14 protein-coding genes are annotated in these 18,652 nt (G+C 56.3%); 13 read left to right on the top strand and 1 reads right to left on the bottom strand.

Annotated elements, in window-relative coordinates; genetic code table 11:
- Positions 1 to 58: 58 nt before the first annotated feature.
- Positions 59 to 3,607 carry a DNA polymerase III subunit alpha gene (dnaE, locus tag AC07VH_RS20720; protein WP_475417431.1) on the bottom strand — a complete coding sequence of 1,183 codons (3,549 nt, stop codon included), beginning with the start codon at positions 3,605 to 3,607 and terminating at the stop codon, positions 59 to 61.
- A gap of 125 nt (positions 3,608 to 3,732) precedes the next feature.
- Between dnaE and AC07VH_RS20725 the strand changes: the two genes are divergently transcribed.
- The 13 genes from AC07VH_RS20725 to AC07VH_RS20785 all read left to right on the top strand — a co-directional run bounded on the left by AC07VH_RS20725 (position 3,733) and on the right by AC07VH_RS20785 (position 18,646).
- Positions 3,733 to 4,629, top strand: coding sequence for a sulfurtransferase (locus tag AC07VH_RS20725; RefSeq protein ID WP_494787844.1), 897 nt, complete (start codon positions 3,733 to 3,735; stop codon positions 4,627 to 4,629).
- A 441-nt stretch (positions 4,630 to 5,070) separates the two neighbouring features.
- Positions 5,071 to 6,546, top strand: coding sequence for a flippase (locus tag AC07VH_RS20730; RefSeq protein ID WP_489629916.1), 1,476 nt, complete (start codon positions 5,071 to 5,073; stop codon positions 6,544 to 6,546).
- A complete protein-coding gene (locus AC07VH_RS20735; RefSeq protein WP_494787845.1) occupies positions 6,527 to 7,738 on the top strand; it encodes an O-antigen ligase family protein in 1,212 nt (403 codons plus the stop codon). Before AC07VH_RS20730 ends, AC07VH_RS20735 begins: the two co-directional genes overlap by 20 nt.
- 18 nt (positions 7,739 to 7,756) lie before the next feature.
- A complete protein-coding gene (locus AC07VH_RS20740) occupies positions 7,757 to 8,947 on the top strand; it encodes a glycosyltransferase family 2 protein (RefSeq protein WP_494787846.1) in 1,191 nt (396 codons plus the stop codon).
- Positions 8,940 to 9,761, top strand: coding sequence for a 2OG-Fe(II) oxygenase (locus tag AC07VH_RS20745; protein WP_475417960.1), 822 nt, complete (start codon positions 8,940 to 8,942; stop codon positions 9,759 to 9,761). Before AC07VH_RS20740 ends, AC07VH_RS20745 begins: the two co-directional genes overlap by 8 nt.
- Positions 9,762 to 10,784: a glycosyltransferase gene (locus AC07VH_RS20750; RefSeq protein ID WP_494787847.1), complete on the top strand. Its 1,023-nt coding sequence runs from the start codon at positions 9,762 to 9,764 to the stop codon at positions 10,782 to 10,784.
- Complete coding sequence (locus AC07VH_RS20755) at positions 10,781 to 12,016, top strand: glycosyltransferase family 4 protein (RefSeq protein WP_494787848.1); 1,236 nt, start codon at positions 10,781 to 10,783, stop codon at positions 12,014 to 12,016. The genes AC07VH_RS20750 and AC07VH_RS20755 overlap by 4 nt, the downstream gene beginning before the upstream one ends.
- A 25-nt stretch (positions 12,017 to 12,041) precedes the next feature.
- Positions 12,042 to 12,896, top strand: a complete 855-nt coding sequence (locus AC07VH_RS20760) for a dTDP-4-dehydrorhamnose reductase family protein (RefSeq protein WP_489629910.1) — start codon at positions 12,042 to 12,044, stop codon at positions 12,894 to 12,896.
- A 13-nt stretch (positions 12,897 to 12,909) separates the two neighbouring features.
- The gene (locus AC07VH_RS20765; protein ID WP_436493937.1) at positions 12,910 to 13,920 is read left to right on the top strand and encodes a polysaccharide biosynthesis protein; all 1,011 of its coding nucleotides are present in this window, start codon (positions 12,910 to 12,912) and stop codon (positions 13,918 to 13,920) included.
- Positions 13,913 to 15,037, top strand: a complete 1,125-nt coding sequence (gene wecB, locus AC07VH_RS20770; RefSeq protein ID WP_494787849.1) for a non-hydrolyzing UDP-N-acetylglucosamine 2-epimerase — start codon at positions 13,913 to 13,915, stop codon at positions 15,035 to 15,037. The genes AC07VH_RS20765 and wecB overlap by 8 nt, the downstream gene beginning before the upstream one ends.
- 52 nt (positions 15,038 to 15,089) lie before the next feature.
- Entirely contained in the window at positions 15,090 to 16,025 is a 936-nt protein-coding gene (locus AC07VH_RS20775) for a UDP-glucose 4-epimerase family protein (RefSeq protein WP_489629908.1), read from the top strand.
- An 11-nt stretch (positions 16,026 to 16,036) separates the two neighbouring features.
- Positions 16,037 to 16,597 carry a sugar transferase gene (locus AC07VH_RS20780; protein WP_489629907.1) on the top strand — a complete coding sequence of 187 codons (561 nt, stop codon included), beginning with the start codon at positions 16,037 to 16,039 and terminating at the stop codon, positions 16,595 to 16,597.
- A 93-nt stretch (positions 16,598 to 16,690) separates the two neighbouring features.
- A complete protein-coding gene (locus AC07VH_RS20785; protein ID WP_489629906.1) occupies positions 16,691 to 18,646 on the top strand; it encodes a polysaccharide biosynthesis protein in 1,956 nt (651 codons plus the stop codon).
- The last annotated feature ends 6 nt before the right edge of the window (positions 18,647 to 18,652 follow it).

Here is an 18,652-nt window from a genome sequence, read left to right on the forward strand (position 1 = left end):
AAAAGCCAAACCAGCATGTCTGCGGTTTGGCTTTGTTGTCTGCGCCAGGCAGTGCCGGTCAGTATTCGACCGCCACCTCTTGCGCGCCTAGCATCTGCTCCAGCGCCATCTGCAATTCATCCGATGGCGCCACTTTCCACTCGTCGCCAAACTGCAGCACGCAACTGACGCCTTGCGGGCTGACCCGCGCGGCGATCGGCAAGCCCGTCTCGGCCCGGTGCGGCATGATCACGTCGCGGATGCGCTTGGCGTCCAGGGTGGCCGGCAAGGTCAGGCCCAGCTGGCGGCCATATTGCACGCGCGCGGCGATGATGTCGAAGGCGCTCTCGGCCGTGATACGCAAGCCGCCCGAGAAACGGTCTTCCGACACCTTGCCGACGACGGCCAGGAATTCGTCTTCCTTGAAGATTTTCCGGTTGGAATCGAACAATTCGCCATACACCGTCACTTCCACCGTGCCGCTCTTGTCATCCAGGGTGACGATGAGGATCTTGCCGCGCTGCGTCATCTGCGTGCGCAAGCCCGTGATGACGCCCGCCATCATGCGCGGCTCGCGCGATGGCGACAGTTCCGACAGTTTCGTGCGCGCAAAACGGCGCGCCTCGGGCGCATACGAATCGAACAGGTGGCCCGACAGGTAGAAGCCCAGCGCGATCTTTTCTTCCGTCAGGCGCTGTTTATCCGTCCACACGGGCACCTTGACGTACTCGGGTGGCGCCACCATGTCGCTGTCGTCGCCGCCGAACAGGCTCACCTGGTTGGCCGCCTTGGCGGCCTGGTCCGCGCATTCCATGGCGAAGGCCACGGATGCGAGCAGGATGGCGCGGTCGACCTTCAGACAATCGAACGCGCCGCTGCGGATCAGCGACTCGATGGTGCGGCGGTTGATCTGCTTTTTATCCACGCGCTTGCAGAAATCGAACAGGCTCGTGAAGGGCCCGCCCGCCTCGCGCGCGGCGATGATGGCTTCGATGGCGTTCTGGCCCGAGCCTTTCACGGCGCCCAGGCCATAGCGGATCTGCGTGACTTTCTTGCCGCTCACGGACGGCGGCGCGCCGCTCGGCGTGAAGCGGTAGTCCGATTCGTTGATATCCGGCGGCAACAAGGTCAGCTTGCAGATTTCCAGCGAATCTTCCACCAGGATCTTGATCTTGTCCGTGTCGTCCATGGCCAGCGACAAGTTGGCAGCCATGAAGGCGGCCGTGTGGTGCGCTTTCAGGTAGGCCGTGTGGTACGACAGCAAGGCGTAGGCGGCGGCGTGCGATTTGTTGAAACCGTAGCCGGCGAACTTTTCCATCAAGTCGAAGATCTCGTCGGCCTTTTCCGCCGTCAAGCCATCCTTCGCAGCACCGGCGCGGAAGATCTCGCGGTGCTCGGCCATCTCTTCGGCCTTCTTCTTACCCATGGCGCGGCGCAGCATGTCGGCGCCGCCCAGCGAGTAGCCGCCGACGATCTGCGCCATCTGCATCACCTGCTCCTGATACACCATGATGCCGTAGGTTTCGGACAGAATCGATTCCGTGCGCGGATCGGGATAATCGAAGCGCTCGCCGTGCTTGCGCTTGCAGAAGTCGGGAATCAGGTCCATCGGGCCCGGACGGTACAGCGCCACGAGCGCGATAATGTCTTCGAAACGGTCGGGACGCGCATCTTTCAGCATGCCCTGCATGCCGCGCGACTCCAGCTGGAACACGGCCACGGTCTTGGCCTTGGTCAGCAGGTCATACGATGGCTTGTCGTTCAGCGGCAAGGTGGCCAGGTCGAAGTTCGCCTGCGCGGGATCAAGCTGCTTGATGTAGCGCACGGCGCGGTCGAGGATGGTGAGGGTCGTCAGACCCAAGAAGTCGAACTTCACCAGGCCGACGGCTTCCACGTCATCCTTGTCGTACTGCGACACGACGCCCGAGTCGCCGCCCTGCGTGTACAGCGGGCAGAAATCCGTCAGCTTGCCCGGAGCGATCAACACGCCCCCCGCGTGCATGCCGATATTGCGCGTAATGCCTTCGACCTGCTGCGCCAGGTCCAGCAGCTGCTTGACCTCTTCCTCGTTTTCCAGGCGTTCCTTGAGCAGCGGCTCTTCCTCGATGGCGTCGGCGATCGACACGGGCTTGCCGGGCTTGAACGGAATCAGCTTCGAGATGCCGTCGCAGAAGTTGTAGCCGAAGTCCATCACGCGGCCCACGTCGCGGATCGCGCCCTTGGCCGCCATGGTACCGAAGGTGGCGATCTGCGAGACGGCCTCCTTGCCGTACAAATCCTTGACGTGCTGGATGACGCGATCGCGCCCTTCCTGGCAAAAGTCGATATCGAAGTCGGGCATCGAGACGCGTTCGGGATTCAGGAAGCGCTCGAACAGCAGGTTGTACTGCAACGGGTCCAGGTCGGTAATCAGCAGCGAATACGCGACCAGCGAACCGGCGCCCGAACCGCGCCCCGGGCCGACGGGCACGCCGTTTTCCTTGGCCCACTGGATAAACTCGGCCACGATCAGGAAGTAGCCGGGGAATTTCATGTTGCAAATCGTGTCCGTCTCGAATTTCAAGCGCGATGCGTAGCGCGGACGCTCCTTTTCGCGCCGTTCCGGGTCCGGATACAGCTGGATCAAACGCTTTTCCAGGCCCGCCTGCGATTCGGCCACGAGGAACTGGTCGATCGTCATGCCATCCGGCGTGGGGAAGTTCGGCAGTTGCGGCTTGCCCAGGGTCAAGGTCAGATTGCAGCGCTTGGCGATTTCCACGGAATTGGCCAGCGCGGCCGGCAAGTCGGCAAACAATTCCGCCATGTCGGCCTGCGACAGGAAGCGCTGGCTGTCATTGAAGCGTTTCACCCGCTTGGCGTTGGCCAGCATTTCGCCTTCGGCGATACAGGTGCGTGCTTCGTGGGCAATAAATTCCTCAGGGGAAATGAATTGCACGGGATGGGTGGCGACCACGGGCAAGCCCAGCTTGGCAGCCAGGGCCACCGCGTGGCGCACCTGCGCCTCCTGGTTGGCCTGGCCGCCGCGCTGGATTTCAATATAGAAATGGCCAGGGAAAATCTCGGCCCAGCGCTGCGCATTGCGCTCGGCCAGGGCCAGGTTGCCATTCTCGATGGCAGTACCGACGTCGCCGAAATGCGCGCCGGACAGCACGATCAAGCCATTCGCCGCGCTTTCGCCTGGGTACAGGTCGTAGGTATTCGTCGCCAGCGCCTGCAGCCACTCGATGCGCAGCTCGGCGCGCCCCTTGTATTGGTTGGTCAGCCAGGCCGTCGACAGCAGTTCGCACAGCTGCAGATAACCCATGCGGTTCTTCGCCAGCAACAGCAGCCGCGACGGTTTTTCGCGGTTGTCGTCATTCGTGATCCACACGTCGACGCCGACGATGGGCTTGATGCCCTTGCCGCGCGCTTCCTTGTAGAACTTGACCATGCCAAACAGGTTCGACAGGTCGGTGACGGCCAGCGCCACCTGCTTGTCCTTCGCCGCCGCCTTGACCACGTCGTCGATGCGCACCAGGCCATCGACGATCGAGTACTCCGAGTGCACGCGCAAATGGACAAATGCGGGCCCTTGTGCAGCTTGCGGTGTCACGGCCGGAGCGCCGGCCTCTTGCATTACCATTTCCATCCTGTGTACCGTTTCGTGCAAAATTCAATGGGGTCTATTCTACCGCGTCGCGCGTACGGACCGGGTATCCCGCCTGGCCTGTCGGGCTTATAATATCGGCTGTTCAGTCTAAGCCGATCGCCATCATGCAAGCCATCACCCCAGCAACACCCGCCGTTTCCGCTGCCGTCAGCCCGCCCGCCGCCACGTTCGTCAATATTGCCGCGTATAAATTCATCACGCTGGCCGATACGGAAGCCATGCGTCCCTTGTATCAGGAGCAATGCCTGGCGCTGGGCCTGAAGGGCACGATCCTGCTGACGCCGGAAGGCATCAATATGTTCCTGTCGGGCACGCGCGAGCATATCGACAGCTTCCTCGCCTGGGTGCGCAGCGACGAGCGCTTGGCGGACCTGGAATGGAAGGAAAGCTTATCGAACGAGCAATCGCACAAGCGCATGCTGGTCAAGCTGAAAAAGGAAATCATCACCATGCGCATGCCGCTGATCAAGCCGGAACTGGGCCGCGCCCCGTCCGTCGACGCGCATACGCTCAAGCGCTGGCTCGACGCCGGCGTCGACGACGCGGGCAAACCCGTGGTCATGATGGAAACGCGCAACGCCTTTGAAGTGGACGTGGGCACATTCAACAACACGCTTGATTACCGCATCGACAAGTTCACGGAATTCCCGGCCGTGGCGGCGGCCCACAAGGATGAACTGGAAGGCAAGACCGTCGTCACCTTCTGCACGGGCGGCATCCGCTGCGAAAAGGCCGCCATCCACATGAAGGAAATCGGCTACGACAGCGTGTACCAGCTCGACGGCGGCATCCTGAAGTATTTTGAGGAAGTGGGCGGCGAGCACTACACGGGCGACTGCTTCGTCTTCGACTACCGCACGGCCCTGAACCCGAAACTGGAACCGACAGAAACCGTGCAATGCTTCGTCTGCCGCGCCGTCGTCACGCCGCGCCAGCAACTGGCGCCGGAATATGTGTATGAGGTGTCTTGCCCGCATTGCTACGGCAAGCACGCAACTTAGGCTACATTCCCTGCGGCGCAGGGCCACACTTGCGCCGACCATTCCGCTAAACATAGCCGCGGGCAGGCCGCTGCCCGGCGCACGCACCGCCATGGCTGACGGCATGCGTACAGCAAGCGATAATAAATTCCCACAAGAAAGCTATTAAAAAAAACAAGATAATAAAGAATGACTTACAAATAATTACAAATATACAGGGCAAAATTGGCTCCGCCTTGGGATAAGAATTTGCCCAATTGCTATAATAAATATATCATCACCTGTTCTGATCGGCAGTCGACCTCTGGCTGATGGCCTCGCGTTTATATTATTTCCTCCGATCTAGTCGCTCAGCTCTACTCGCGGCCTCTATTTTTTGAGGCAAAATTATTGTTTCAATGAAAACAATCCACTTGCTCTGAAAATCTGCGCTACTCATATCAGATTAATTGTCATATTTGCATGATTATCAAAAACACCGTTTATAATTTATTAGGATTGGGCTTGCCGCTATTGGTTGCGGTTGCTTCAATGCCGGTGCTGATACACAGCTTGGGGGATGCGCGTTTTGGTGTATTGACACTAATCTGGGCGGTAGTCAGCTATTTCGGCTTGTTCGACCTGGGCTTGGGACGGGCGCTCACGCAACAGTTATCCGTATTAATCGCGGAAAAGCGCCATGCGGATATTGCACCGATGGTCTTTACCAGCCTGCTGATGATGACCGGGCTTGGCTTGCTTGCATCGGCCTTGCTATGGTTCGGTGCAGAGTTTGGCGCGCGCAGCATTTCGCATGCCGGAGACAACGGGGAAATTGTCGGTTCAATCCGGGTGATGGCACTCGCCATGCCGTTCATCGTACTGACCACAGGCCTGCGCGGTATTCTCGAAGCCAAATCGGCCTTTGGCGTGATCAATCTGATTCGCCTGCCCATGGGCATATTCACCTTCCTGGGTCCACTGGCCATCGTACTTTGGTACAAGAATGACCTGGTTGCAGTGACTGCCATGCTCACCGCTGGCAGGATCATCGCCTGCCTCGTACACGCTTATTTCGCTGCACGCAGCCTGCCTGGCATGCTCAGCAGCAAGCATTTCAATGCTGGATTCATGAAACCGCTGCTGGTATCCGGTGGCTGGATGACCGTTACCAATATTATCAGCCCACTGATGTCTTATTTGGACCGCTTTCTGATCAGCACGACGATTTCTGCGGCGGCGGTGGCTTATTATGTGACGCCCAATGAAATGATTACCAAGATCTGGATTATTCCCGGCGCCTTGACGGCGGTGCTGTTTCCGGCATTTTCCAGCCAGATCGGCGGTGGCCGCGGCCATGAACTGCTGGAACTGTATCGCCGCAGCGTGCTGTATTTACTGCTGGCGATCACGCCGATGACGCTGATCATCGCCTTTGCCAGCCAAGAGATTCTTACGCTATGGGTGGGCGCTGCGTTTTCAGAGCAAAGTACGAGTCTGTTGCGCATTTTCTCGTATGGTGTCCTGATCAGTAGCATCACGCAAATTCCATTTTCCTTGTTGCAAGGCGCCGGCAAGGCAGCCTTGACGGCCAAGGTGCACGTCGTCGAATTTCCCCTGTACTGCTTGTTGCTCTGGCTGGGATGCAGCTATTACGGCCTGGAAGGCGCGGCGCTGGTGTGGCTTCTGAGAATCTGTGCCGACGCCTGGCTCATGTTCTATTTCTCCTTTGATATCCTGGAAATAAAATTCAAGGAAGTATTGGGCGGCAAATTTATCGTATTAATGGCATTAATCACACTTTCCTTCCTGCTCTCGCTCAATCCACTGGCGACATTCAAGGCATGGGAATTTGCGGCGTGCTTCGGGATCATTGCTGCCTATACGTGGTTCAATTTCCTAAACGAAATTGAACGTGTGTTTTTCAAAAGAAAAGTCTATGCAATTTTCGGTAAATAACAGCAGCCGGGTGTGGATGGACAGGGTAACCAGGATGTTGGTGCCGCTGTACTATGGCGTGCTCTTTTTCATCTTTGTTGGCGAATTCAAGATCTACATTGGCGCCAGTTCCGTCAGCCTGCCGATCAGTTTTGCGCTGATCAGCCTGATCTTCATGGTCAGGCTGCTGCGGGAAGACCTGATCCTCACGCGCAATGCGCTTATACTGTGCGCTATCGCTGCGCTGGGCGTCCTGACGACCTTGCTGCGAGATCCGGGGCAACTCCAGCGGGCCATGGCTGCGGTAATACCGCTGATCGTCTCGGCCATGGCACTGGTCAGCCTGCGCGCATGGCCGGTTGACTTGGACAAGGCACGGCAGGCCATTCTGTATGGTGGCATTGTCCTGGCCCTATGGACCTACCTGGGATTCATTCAATCCTTTGGCGTCAATGGCGATTACTACGACAAGAAATTGATGGTCGAAACGCTGCTTGGACGTTCCAACTATTTGGCAGCCTTTCTCTTTTTCCTGGCGGCAGCGTTTTTTTATCAAAACAAGTACCTGTTCCTGTTCTTCGTCGGCGCTATTCTCGCGACCATGTCCAGGGGGGGCATCCTGATTATCAGCCTGTTCATTTTGTACATTTTCTGGACAGACAAAAAATACGCGCACATAAAATATTTCACGGTTTTTTTATCCATCCTGTTCGCCCTGTACCTGTTTTTTGAATATGGCTACAGCCTGTTTATGCTGTTACACGATAATGAATACAAGATCCCGGATTCGTTCAATAACCGCATCATTCTGTGGGAATTTTCAGCCGGCTTGATTGCCAAATCGCCGTGGCTGGGTGTTGGACCGAATGGCTTCCGCTCCGCGATTGAAGCAGCCGGCAACATGGAGGATGTATGGGGGGCACATAATTCCATATTACTGCTCTGGTTGAATTACGGCGTAATTGGCCTGTTGCTGTATTTGAAATACCTGCACAATATTTACCGCGAAATAAACAAGGCGGCACGCAATACACCGATCTTCCAATCGATCAAGGTTGCATTTCTATTCCTGCTGCTATTTTCGTTGTTTGAACCGCTGATTGGGTCCGTATCATTCGAATTGTTGTTGGTTATGTTGTACATTACGGCCAAGAATATTAACCGCCAGGACCATACTGGCGCCAGCCTGCCGCGGACTACCGCGCCAGTCTAACTTTTTGTGAGTTTGCTTATGCCAATTTTATCCGTAGTAATTGCGACCCACAATCGCAGCGCGTATGCCGTGCATGCCGCAAAAAGTGTCTTGAGCATCAACTCGCCCTTAATCGAACTTGTCATGCATGACACCAGCACTGACGGCAAGTTGCAAAATGAGATCGTGCCGCTGTTGGCCGATGCGCGCCTGCACTACCAGCATTGCGCCACGCGCCTGTCGATGACAGAGAACCACAATCAGGCGTTGGCCATGGCCAGCGGCGACTATGTCTGCCTGGTCGGTGACGACGATACCGTTGCCGCCGAGATCCTGGACGCCGTGCAATGGGCGATCGATCACAAGGTGGATGCCATCTCGCCCAAGGTGGTAGCCAACTATGCCTGGCCGGACTTCCTGTCGAAAACTTTCGGCCGGGGCCACTCCAGCCGCCTGTACATCAACGATTTCTCGTCACGCATCTCGCGCACCGATTGCGCCAAGGGCATGCAGGACTCCTTGCAACTGGCATGCCAAGGGGCTGATGGTTTGCCCAAGATTTACCACGGCATCGTCAAGCGCGCCGTCATGGAACAAGTCAAGGAAAAGACGGGTGCCTATTTCCACGGAGTCAGCCCGGACGTGTCGGGCGCGCTCGGCATTGCCGCCACCACACCATCTTTTGCTGAAATCGACTATCCACTGACCATTCCTGGCGCCGCCGGCAACAGCAACACCGGACGCAGCGCCATGAATGCCCACCGCGGCAACCTGGAAGACGATCCCCATATCAAGCCCTACAAGAATCTGGTGTGGCCACCGCTGATTCCACGCTTTTTCAGCGTCGAGACCGTCTGGGGCCAGGCCGCCTATGAAACCCTGAGCAAACTGGATGCCACGCTGCTGGATCGTTTCAACTTCATCCATTTGTACGCGATCTGCCTGGTCAGCCATCCGGATTACTACAAGGAAATTTTCAAGGCGGCGATAGCCTACAAGCAACAATATGGCAAGAGTGCCGCTATCACCGTGACGCGCGTGCTGCTGGGCGCTGCGCGCATCGCTGTAGCCAAAATCATCCGCCTGGCCAAGCGCGCCACCCGGCCAAGCGCAGCTGGCGGACGGTTTTTCATTGCGGACATTCCCAACATTCATGCGGCAAGCGACGCCCTGAAGGCTTTCTTGGGTAAAAAATCGGCATCATTTAAAGGTAAAAATGGAAATGTCTAAAAACGAAATCGTCGAGTTGATTGTAGCGCGCCTGCAAACGGAAAAAGCACGCGCCGCCGACATGTTTGCAGCCAGCGCTGCCAAGGTCGGCGTACGCCATTGCTATATCGAGAATATGCTTCCCGAGGCACTGGCCATGGAAATCTACCACGCCTTCCCCAAGCTGGAGCAGATGCGCCTGATGTCGAGTTTTCGCGAGAGAAAATTCACTTCCAAGCATTTTGATCAATTTAATCCGATTCTCAAGGACATTACCTTCGCGATGCAGGATGTCGCCGTAGTCAGCATTATCGAGGAAATCACCGGCATTACGCAGCAGATTCCCGATCCTACCCTGTATGCGGGCGGCTTGAGCATGATGGGCAAAGGGCATTTTCTTAACCCCCACATCGACAACTCGCACGAGGCGACACGCCAGTTTTATCGCACGCTGAACCTGCTGTTCTATGTCACGCCGGATTGGGAACTGGGTAACGGGGGCAACCTGGAATTGTGGGAACCGTCCGTGCGCAAGAACGAGACCATCCATAGCAAATTCAACCGTCTGGTGCTGATGGAAACAACACCAAGCTCGTGGCATTCGGTCAGCCCGGTCCAGGTCGATCGCCTGCGCTGCTGTGTTTCGAACTATTACTTTTCCCCCGCGTCTCCAACTGGCGAACAGTACTTCAACGTCACGTCATTCAGCGCCCGCCCCGAACAAACGGCACGCAGGGCACTGGCATGGGCGGACAACAAGCTGCGCCAAGGCGTGCGGGCGCTCGTGCCTGGCGGCGTGGGCCCGAAAGACGTCTACAAGGCGGGAGACAAATAAGTGGGTCGTCTATTGCTACATGCGCCGAACGTTCACGTGGGCGGCGGACTGGTGCTGCTCAAGGAATTGCTTGCGGCCCAGGATGGCGCAACGTTATGGGCCAATCTCGACCACAGGGCCAAGGAAATTCTGGACTTGCCGTCAGGAACGGAAAGTTACTTCGTCAAGGCCTCGCCAGTAGACCGCCTCAAGGCCGAACTGCGCCTGCAACGCGCGGCACGCGCCGATGACGTCATTCTGTGCTTCCATGGCATGCCGCCGCTGCTGCCGCTGGCCGGCCACGTCGTGGTATTCCAGCAAAATCGGAACTACTTTGGCCTCACGCCCCTTTCCGAATTTTCCGGCAAGACAAAAATACGGGTAGCGTTCGAACGTATCATTTGCCGCGCCTTCAAGGGCAATGTCAATGAGTATGTCGTCCAGACCCCTTCCATGCGCTCAGCGCTGATAACCTGGCACGGCGCCAAGCCCCCGGTGCGCGTCATCCCATTCATTGGGGCCATGGCAAGCGCGTCGCATGATCAGACCAGCGTGCGCGACGGCTTTGATTTTGTCTACGTGGCCGATGGCGAGGCGCACAAGAATCACCGCCGCCTGCTGGCCGCCTGGATTCTGCTGGCCGAGCAAAACATCTTTCCGTCTCTGGCGCTTACCCTGCCCCCGCATTGCACAGCGCTTCGCGCGGAGTTCGACAGCGCAACTGTCCAGCATGGCCTGCGCATTGAGCAACTAGGCGTGTTGCCACATGCCAACATACTGACTCTGTATCGCCATGCCAAGGCGCTGGTTTTCCCGTCCATGACGGAATCGTTTGGATTACCCCTGCTTGAAGCCAGCTGGGCCAACCTGCCCATCGTAGCATCGGAACTAGATTATGTGCGCGATGTGTGCGTACCAGCCGACACCTTTGATCCGACTTCGCCAGTGTCAATCGCCCGGGCCATCCGCCGCTTCCTCGGCGTGGCGGAGCCCGTTGGCCGTATCGGTTCGGCATCGGATTTTCTTGCGGAGCTACGCTCTTGAACTTGCTCGTGGTAAGCCAGTACTTCTGGCCTGAAAATTTCCGCATCAATGACCTGGTACGTTCGCTCGTCAAGCAGGATGTCCATGTCGACGTCTTGACGGGCCAGCCAAATTATCCTGATGGCAAGGTTTTCCCTGGCTATACCGCCACTGGCTTTGGTGCGCAGGATTGGCATGGCGCTACCGTGCATCGCGTGCCGCTGATGCCGCGTGGACGGGGTTCCGCCCTCGGACTGATCGGCAATTACCTGTCTTTCGTCCTGAGCGGTATCCTGCTGGCGCCATTCGCCCTGCGCCGCAAACGCGTCGACGTGATTTTTGTATATGCGATTTCGCCGATCCTGCAAGTCATTCCAGCTATTTTCCTGAAGTGGATCAAGGGTGCAAAATTGGTCATCTGGGTACAGGATCTATGGCCCGAGAGCCTGGAAGCGACCGGTTTTGTTCGCAACCGTAAAGTGCTCAAGCTGGTAGAGATACTGGTGCGCTGGATCTATCGCCACGCCGACCTGATCCTGGTGCAATCGGAAGCGTTCATCGCGCCCGTCGCGGTACTGGCCGAGCGCAGCAAAATATCCTATTATCCAAACTCAGCCGATAATGTCTTCTTTCAGGATACCCAGCACCAGCAGCCCAGCGCTGTGGCGGGCTTGCACGACGGCTTTTCCATCGTCTTCGCCGGCAACCTGGGAACCGCCCAGTCCGTCGAAACCATCATTGCCGCCGCGGCGCTATTGAGAAACCAGCCACATATCCGTCTGGTATTGGTAGGCAATGGCAGCCGCGCCGAGTGGCTGGGTGCAGAAATCGCCCGTTTAAAACTGCAGAATGTCATCATGGCGGGGCAGCATCCTCTCGGTGCCATGCCCGCCATCCTGCGGCAGGCTGGTGCCCTGCTGGTGTCACTGCGCGATGAACCTATCTTTCGCCAGACAGTACCCAGCAAGCTACAGGCTTACCTGGCCATGGGCCGTCCCATCATCGCGTGTCTGAACGGCGAAGGGGCACGCATCGTCACGCAGGCACAGGCCGGCATCGCCTGCGCGGCAGACAACGCCGCAGCGCTGGCAGCGGCCATACTGGAAATGTCCCGTCTCGGCGAAACGGAACGGGAACAGCTGGGCCAGAATGGCCTGGCGTACTTCAAACAGCATTATGACAGCGCCATGCTGACCCAAAACCTGATCACGCATTTTGACAATCTGTTGACGGGCAATAAGGACAACAACTAATAAATCGACGAGAAAAGGATAGTTTATGAAAATTTTAGTTTTGGGTGTGTCCGGCATGCTGGGCAATGCCGTCTTTCGGTATTGCTCCGAAGATAGCCAACACGATGTTGTTGGCTCGGCCCGCAGTGATGGCGTACGCCGCAACTTTTCCACCGAACTGGCACAACGTATCGTCGTCGGTACGGATGTCGACAATCAAGATTCCCTGGCGCTGCTGTTCGCCCGGGTCAAGCCGGATGTCGTCATTAACTGTGTCGGCCTGATCAAGCAACTGGCCGATGCCAACGATCCCCTGCAAGCCATTCCCATCAATTCCCTGTTGCCGCACCGCCTGGCTCGCCTGTGCGATATCGCCGGCGCGCGCCTGATACATGTCAGTACCGACTGCGTCTTCTCTGGCAGCAAGGGCAATTACCTGGAATCGGATGCGTCGGACGCCAAGGACCTGTACGGACGCTCGAAATTCCTGGGGGAAGTCGACTATCCGCACTGCATCACGCTGCGCACCTCGATCATCGGCCACGAGCTGAACAGCGCAAAGAGCCTGGTCGGCTGGTTCCTCGGGCAGCAAGGCACTGTCAAGGGCTATACGAAAGCGGTTTTCTCGGGCTTGCCAACGGTCGAACTGGCGCACGTGATACGCGATGTCGTCTTGCCGCAACCCGCATTGCACGGTCTGTACCATGTGGCCGCCAAGCCGATCAACAAATTTGATCTGCTCACCCTGGTTGCGCAAGCCTATGGAAAGCAGATCGACATTGTTGCCGATGAGCAATTAACAATCGACAGATCGCTGAATGCGGAACGCTTCCGCGCCGCCACTGGCTACGTGGCACCGGCATGGCCGGAACTCATCCAGAAAATGGCTAATTTTAAGTAATAAGGAGCAATAAATGTTTAAAGATAAAGTACTGATGATTACGGGTGGTACGGGCTCCTTCGGCAATGCCGTATTGAAGCGCTTCCTCTCCACCGACGTGGCGGAAATCCGGATTTTCAGCCGGGATGAAAAAAAACAGGAAGACATGCGCATTGCGCTGAACAATCCGAAACTGAAGTTTTATATCGGCGATATCCGTAATTACGACAGCATCAATGAAGCAATGAAAGGCGTGAACTATGTTTTCCACGCTGCTGCGCTGAAACAGGTGCCGTCATGCGAGTTTTATCCCATGGAAGCGGTACGCACGAATGTGCTGGGTACCGAAAACGTCCTGAACGCCGCAGTCGCCAACAATGTCCAGCGCCTGGTTGTGTTGAGCACGGACAAGGCCGTCTATCCAATCAATGCCATGGGCATTTCCAAGGCCATGATGGAAAAACTCATGGTCGCCAAATCACGCATGCGCACGGCAGGCGAAACGGTCATCTGCGCAACCCGCTATGGCAATGTCATGGCTTCGCGCGGTTCCGTGATTCCGCTGTTTATTCAACAACTGAAGGATGGCAAATCAATTACCATTACCGATCCCAACATGACACGTTTCCTGATGTCGCTGGATGATTCGGTCGACCTCGTTCTACATGCCTTCGAACACGGCAAGCAAGGCGATATCTTCATTCAAAAAGCGCCTGCATCGACGGTCGGCGATCTTGCCGCCGCCTTGAAAGAACTGTTCGTCAAGGACAATGAAGTACGCGTGATCGGTACCCGCCATGGTGAAAAACTGTACGAATCGCTGGTCTCGCGCGAGGAAATGGCCAAGGCAGAAGATATGGGCCGCTACTACCGCGTTCCTGCCGACAATCGCGACCTGAACTATGACAAGTACTTTGTCGAGGGCGAGACCAAGATTTCTGAAATCGATGACTACACCTCGCACAATACGGAGCGCCTGACGGTGGATCAAGTCAAGGATATCCTGTTGAAACTGGAATTCGTAAAAGAGCAACTCGATGCGTAAAATCATGACCATCGTCGGTACACGCCCGGAACTCATCAAGATGAGCCGGGTGATTGCCGAACTGGAAAAGCACAGCCAGCATATTCTGGTGCATACCGGCCAGAATTACGACTATGAATTGAACCAGGTCTTCTTCGACGATCTGGAAATTCGTAAGCCGGACTATTTCCTCGATGCCGCAGGCACCAACGCGATCGACACGATCGCCCAGGTGCTGGTCAAGGCAGATGCCGTATTCGAAAAGGAAAAACCGGATGCGCTGCTACTGTATGGCGACACCAATTCCTGTCTCGCCATCATTGCGGCCAAACGCCGCAAGATTCCAGTTTTCCATATGGAAGCGGGCAACCGCTGCTTTGACCAGCGTGTACCGGAAGAGCTGAACCGCAAGGTAGTCGACCATTTGGCCGACATCAATATGGTACTGACGGAACATGCGCGACGCTATCTGCTAGCCGAAGGCGTGCGGCCTGAAACCATCATCAAGACTGGTTCCCATATGCGCGAAGTACTCGATTTTTACATGCCGAAAATCGAACGCTCGGACGTCCTGGCGCGCCAACAGCTGACCAAGAACAAGTTTTTCCTGGTCAGTGCGCATCGCGAGGAAAATGTCGACTCGCCGGACGCGCTGCGCGACTTGCTGCGCACACTGGAAGCCCTGGCAGCAAAGTATGACTTCCCTGTGCTCGTTTCGACGCATCCGCGCACCATGAAGCGCCTGCAGGAGATCGGCATTGATCATCTCGACAAGCGCATTGTCTTTTCCAAGCCATTTGGCTTTGTCGACTACATCAAATTGCAAATGGCAGCGTTCTGCGTGCTGTCGGACAGTGGCACGATTACCGAAGAAACCTCGCTATTGAATTTATCGGCCATCACCATCCGCAATACGCACGAACGGCCAGAAGGAATGGATGCCGGTACGTTGATCATGTGCGGCTTGAAGACGGAACGCGTACTCGAAGCAGTCGATATTATTACGTCGCAATATAGCGAAAAGACCGCACCGGTACTGGCTGTGGCGGATTATGAAAATCCGTTTGTTTCAAAACAGGTTAGCCGGATAGTCAGCAGCTATATTGATTACATCAATACCACTGTCTGGTCAAAATAGTTCCACAAAGCACATTGTTGGCCTACGTAATAGGAAAAGCAGTTCAGAAAAGATGACGAAGATTCTAGTAACAGGAGCCAACGGTTTTGTCGGCAGTGGATTGTGCGCCGCCTTGGCAGAACGCGGTATAAACTATGTTGCGGCAGTGCGCAATAGCAATGGCCCCGGCCAGATTGCCGTGGGTTCGCTGTCGGCAAACACGGACTGGACACAGGCCCTCTCCGGCTGCGACACCGTGATCCATGCGGCGGCGCGCGTGCATGTCATGCAAGACACGTCCGACGATCCGCTGGCAGAGTTTCGTTTGGTAAATGTGGAGGCGACGCTCAATCTGGCCAGGCAAGCGGCGGATGCAGGTGTTCGGCGTTTCGTTTTTGTCAGCAGCATCAAGGTCAACGGCGAAGAAACCACCGATACCCCGTTCCGCGCATCGGATACGCCAGCGCCACGCGATCCTTACGGGCAGTCCAAGCTGGAAGCAGAGAATGTCCTGTTCGCACTGTCCCGGGAAACCGGTCTGGAGGTAACGGTGGTACGTCCGCCATTGGTGTATGGCCCTGGGGTACGCGCCAACTTCCACAGCCTGATGAAACTGGTGGCCAAAGGCGTACCGATGCCATTGGGATCCATTCACAACCGCCGCAGCATGGTGGCGCTGGATAACCTGGTGGACTTGCTCATTACCTGCACTACGCATCCGGCCGCAGCAGGGCGAGTATTCCTGGTATCCGACAACCGCGACGTAGGCATCACTGAACTGCTGCGCATGCTCGCGACTGCCATGGGGCGGCGCAACGTGCTGCTGCCCGTGCCCGCCGGGTGGATCGCCTTCGCAGCCCGGCTGATCGGCAAGTCTGCCGCGGCGGACAGACTGCTGGGTTCCTTGCAAGTGGATATCACATCCACGTGTCAAACGCTGTCCTGGCAACCTGTAATCAGCATGGAAAAGGCACTTGCCAAAACCGTCGCCCCATTTCGTCACACATGAATCGGTTCTGAATGAAAAAAATATTTGACTTCCTGCTGGCCTGCGTCGCGCTATGCATATTGCTATTGCCAATCACGATCGTCGCCATTCTGGTGAAACTTACTTCCACCGGTCCTGTGGTGTACTGGTCCGATCGGGTAGGCCGCAACAACCGCATCTTCCGCATGCCGAAATTCCGCACCATGCGCGTCGGCACGCCAGCCGTCGCCACGCATTTATTGCCAGATCCAAAAAGTGTCCTGACACCGATCGGTTCATTCCTGCGCAAATCAAGTCTGGATGAGTTACCCCAGCTATGGAGCATTCTTTGCGGCGACATGAGTTTTGTCGGTCCACGCCCCGCCCTGTTCAATCAGCAGGACCTGATTGCCTTGCGCACTCAATATGGAGTTGAAAAAATTTCGCCCGGATTGACAGGCTGGGCGCAGATAAATGGCCGTGATGAATTACCTATTCCAGATAAAGTAAAGCTTGACGTGGAATATCTGCAGAAACGGTCATTTATACTTGACCTGAAAATTATATTTTTGACCTTCATCAAAGTAATACGCAAGGATAATGTAACACATTGATTCAGGGAGTCTTGCCTCGGCCATGCCAGAGTAATATACCGTGACCTTATTGCGTGTAGCGTTCGCAAGATTACCCATAATAAGAAAACAAAAATGAAATCTTTCCTTGATCTTTCGCGTTTCCATAAACAAATCATCGCCGCGACGACGGATTTGTTCATGTTGCCCCTACTTTTTGCTGTCGCCATATTGCTGCGTTACGACGTCGTCGATATTGTGATCCTGAAACAATACTCTTGGCTCATCCTGCTGGTACCGGTAATTTCGCTGCCCGTGTTTGTGCGCCTGGGCCTGTATCGGGCGGTCATCCGTTTCATCGACCAGAAAATTGTCTATGTAGTAATACTGGGCGTGACCATTTCGGTAGCCATTCTGGTGGCCATCGCCGCGTTTGCCATTCACATGAGCGGCCTGTCACGCGGCGTGTTCGGTATCTATTGGGTCAGCGCCATCATGTACATGGTCGCAAGCCGCTTTGTCGCGCGCGGCTTCCTGCTGCACGCCAACGGGGAACGGGCGCCGGTACGGGTTGCCATCTATGGCGCCGGCAAGGCAGGCACACAACTGGCCAGCGCCCTGCGCGCCGGCCACGACTATCTGCCAGTGGCATTCATCGACGATAAAAAAGAGTTGAAAGGCGCCACCATTGCAGGTATTAAGGTCTACCCTTCAGCAGAACTGGGGGAACTGATTGCCAAGAGCAGTATCATGGAAGTGCTGCTGGCCATGCCATCGCTGTCCAAGAGCCAGCAGAAACACATCTTGGACAAGCTGGAAGTCCACAAGGTCAAGATCAAGGTAACGCCGCCAGTTGGCAGCCTGGTGTCGGGAGAGTTGCGGGTTCAGGATGTGCGCGACATTGAAATTGAAGACTTGCTGGGACGCGACCAGGTCGCCCCCAACCGCGAACTGCTGGCGAAATGCATCACCGGCAAGGCAGTGATGGTGACTGGTGCAGGTGGCTCCATCGGTTCCGAGCTATGCCGCCAGATCATCGGCCAACGCCCTAGCCGGCTCATCCTGCTCGACATGTCGGAATTCGCCCTGTATACGATCAAGCAGGAATTGAAGAGCACGATAAGCGCGCAAAACCTGCAAATCGAACTGCTGCCATTCCTCGGTTCCGTGCTCGATACAGAGAAGTGCACCAGGATCATGCACACCTTTGCCATCGATACGCTGTACCATGCGGCGGCCTACAAACACGTTCCTCTCGTCGAGCACAACCCGGTCGAGGGTGTCAGCAACAACGTCTTCGGCACGCTCAGTATCGCAAAGGCAGCCATGGCCGCTGGCGTGGGCTGTTTTGTGCTCATTTCCACCGACAAGGCGGTTCGGCCCACGAACGTCATGGGAGCAACCAAGCGCCTGGCTGAGCTGATTCTGCAAGGTTTTGCGCGCGAACAAGACCATACGCGGTTTTGCATGGTGCGCTTCGGCAATGTCCTGGGATCCTCTGGCTCGGTCGTGCCCTTGTTCCGCAAGCAGATCATGCTGGGCGGCCCGATTACCCTGACCCATCCGGAAATCACCCGCTACTTCATGACAATCCCCGAAGCGGCACAGCTGGTCTTGCAGACAGGCGCAATGGGCGAAGGTGGCGACGTCTTTGTCCTGGATATGGGCGAGCCGGTGAAGATCCTGGATCTGGCCAAGCGCATGGTCCACCTGAGCGGCCTGGCGGTGCGCAGTCCAGCCTCGCCCGAAGGTATCGAGATCGAACACGTGGGCTTGCGGCCCGGAGAAAAATTATATGAGGAGTTGCTGATCGGCGAAAAAGTCGAAGGCACGGAGCATCCTCTCATCATGCGCGCCGAGGAGTCGCTGATCCCATGGTCGGAACTGGAACCACTGCTATCCGAGCTGCAAAAAGCATGTGTGGAATTCAAATATGATGAAGTCCGCAGGCTGCTGTTGCGTACGGTGAACGAATATAGCCCCCAGTGCGGCATTGAAGACCTCATCTGGCTGGAACATGAAAAACATGCTTCGCATGCGCACAACAAGGCGATACGTGCTGGCTCCCCTGCCGGAGACTATCTGCAGTAAGATCCT

Source organism: Janthinobacterium sp. GW821-FHT03C10 (assembly GCF_059420865.1).

Coding starts and splice junctions, on each gene's coding strand:
- dnaE (WP_475417431.1), bottom strand. CDS start 3,607: ATGGAAATGGTAATGCAAGAGGCCGGCGCTCCGGCCGTGACACCGCAA.
- AC07VH_RS20725 (WP_494787844.1), top strand. CDS start 3,733: ATGCAAGCCATCACCCCAGCAACACCCGCCGTTTCCGCTGCCGTCAGC.
- AC07VH_RS20730 (WP_489629916.1), top strand. CDS start 5,071: ATGATTATCAAAAACACCGTTTATAATTTATTAGGATTGGGCTTGCCG.
- AC07VH_RS20735 (WP_494787845.1), top strand. CDS start 6,527: ATGCAATTTTCGGTAAATAACAGCAGCCGGGTGTGGATGGACAGGGTA.
- AC07VH_RS20740 (WP_494787846.1), top strand. CDS start 7,757: ATGCCAATTTTATCCGTAGTAATTGCGACCCACAATCGCAGCGCGTAT.
- AC07VH_RS20745 (WP_475417960.1), top strand. CDS start 8,940: ATGTCTAAAAACGAAATCGTCGAGTTGATTGTAGCGCGCCTGCAAACG.
- AC07VH_RS20760 (WP_489629910.1), top strand. CDS start 12,042: ATGAAAATTTTAGTTTTGGGTGTGTCCGGCATGCTGGGCAATGCCGTC.
- AC07VH_RS20765 (WP_436493937.1), top strand. CDS start 12,910: ATGTTTAAAGATAAAGTACTGATGATTACGGGTGGTACGGGCTCCTTC.
- wecB (WP_494787849.1), top strand. CDS start 13,913: ATGCGTAAAATCATGACCATCGTCGGTACACGCCCGGAACTCATCAAG.
- AC07VH_RS20775 (WP_489629908.1), top strand. CDS start 15,090: ATGACGAAGATTCTAGTAACAGGAGCCAACGGTTTTGTCGGCAGTGGA.
- AC07VH_RS20780 (WP_489629907.1), top strand. CDS start 16,037: ATGAAAAAAATATTTGACTTCCTGCTGGCCTGCGTCGCGCTATGCATA.
- AC07VH_RS20785 (WP_489629906.1), top strand. CDS start 16,691: ATGAAATCTTTCCTTGATCTTTCGCGTTTCCATAAACAAATCATCGCC.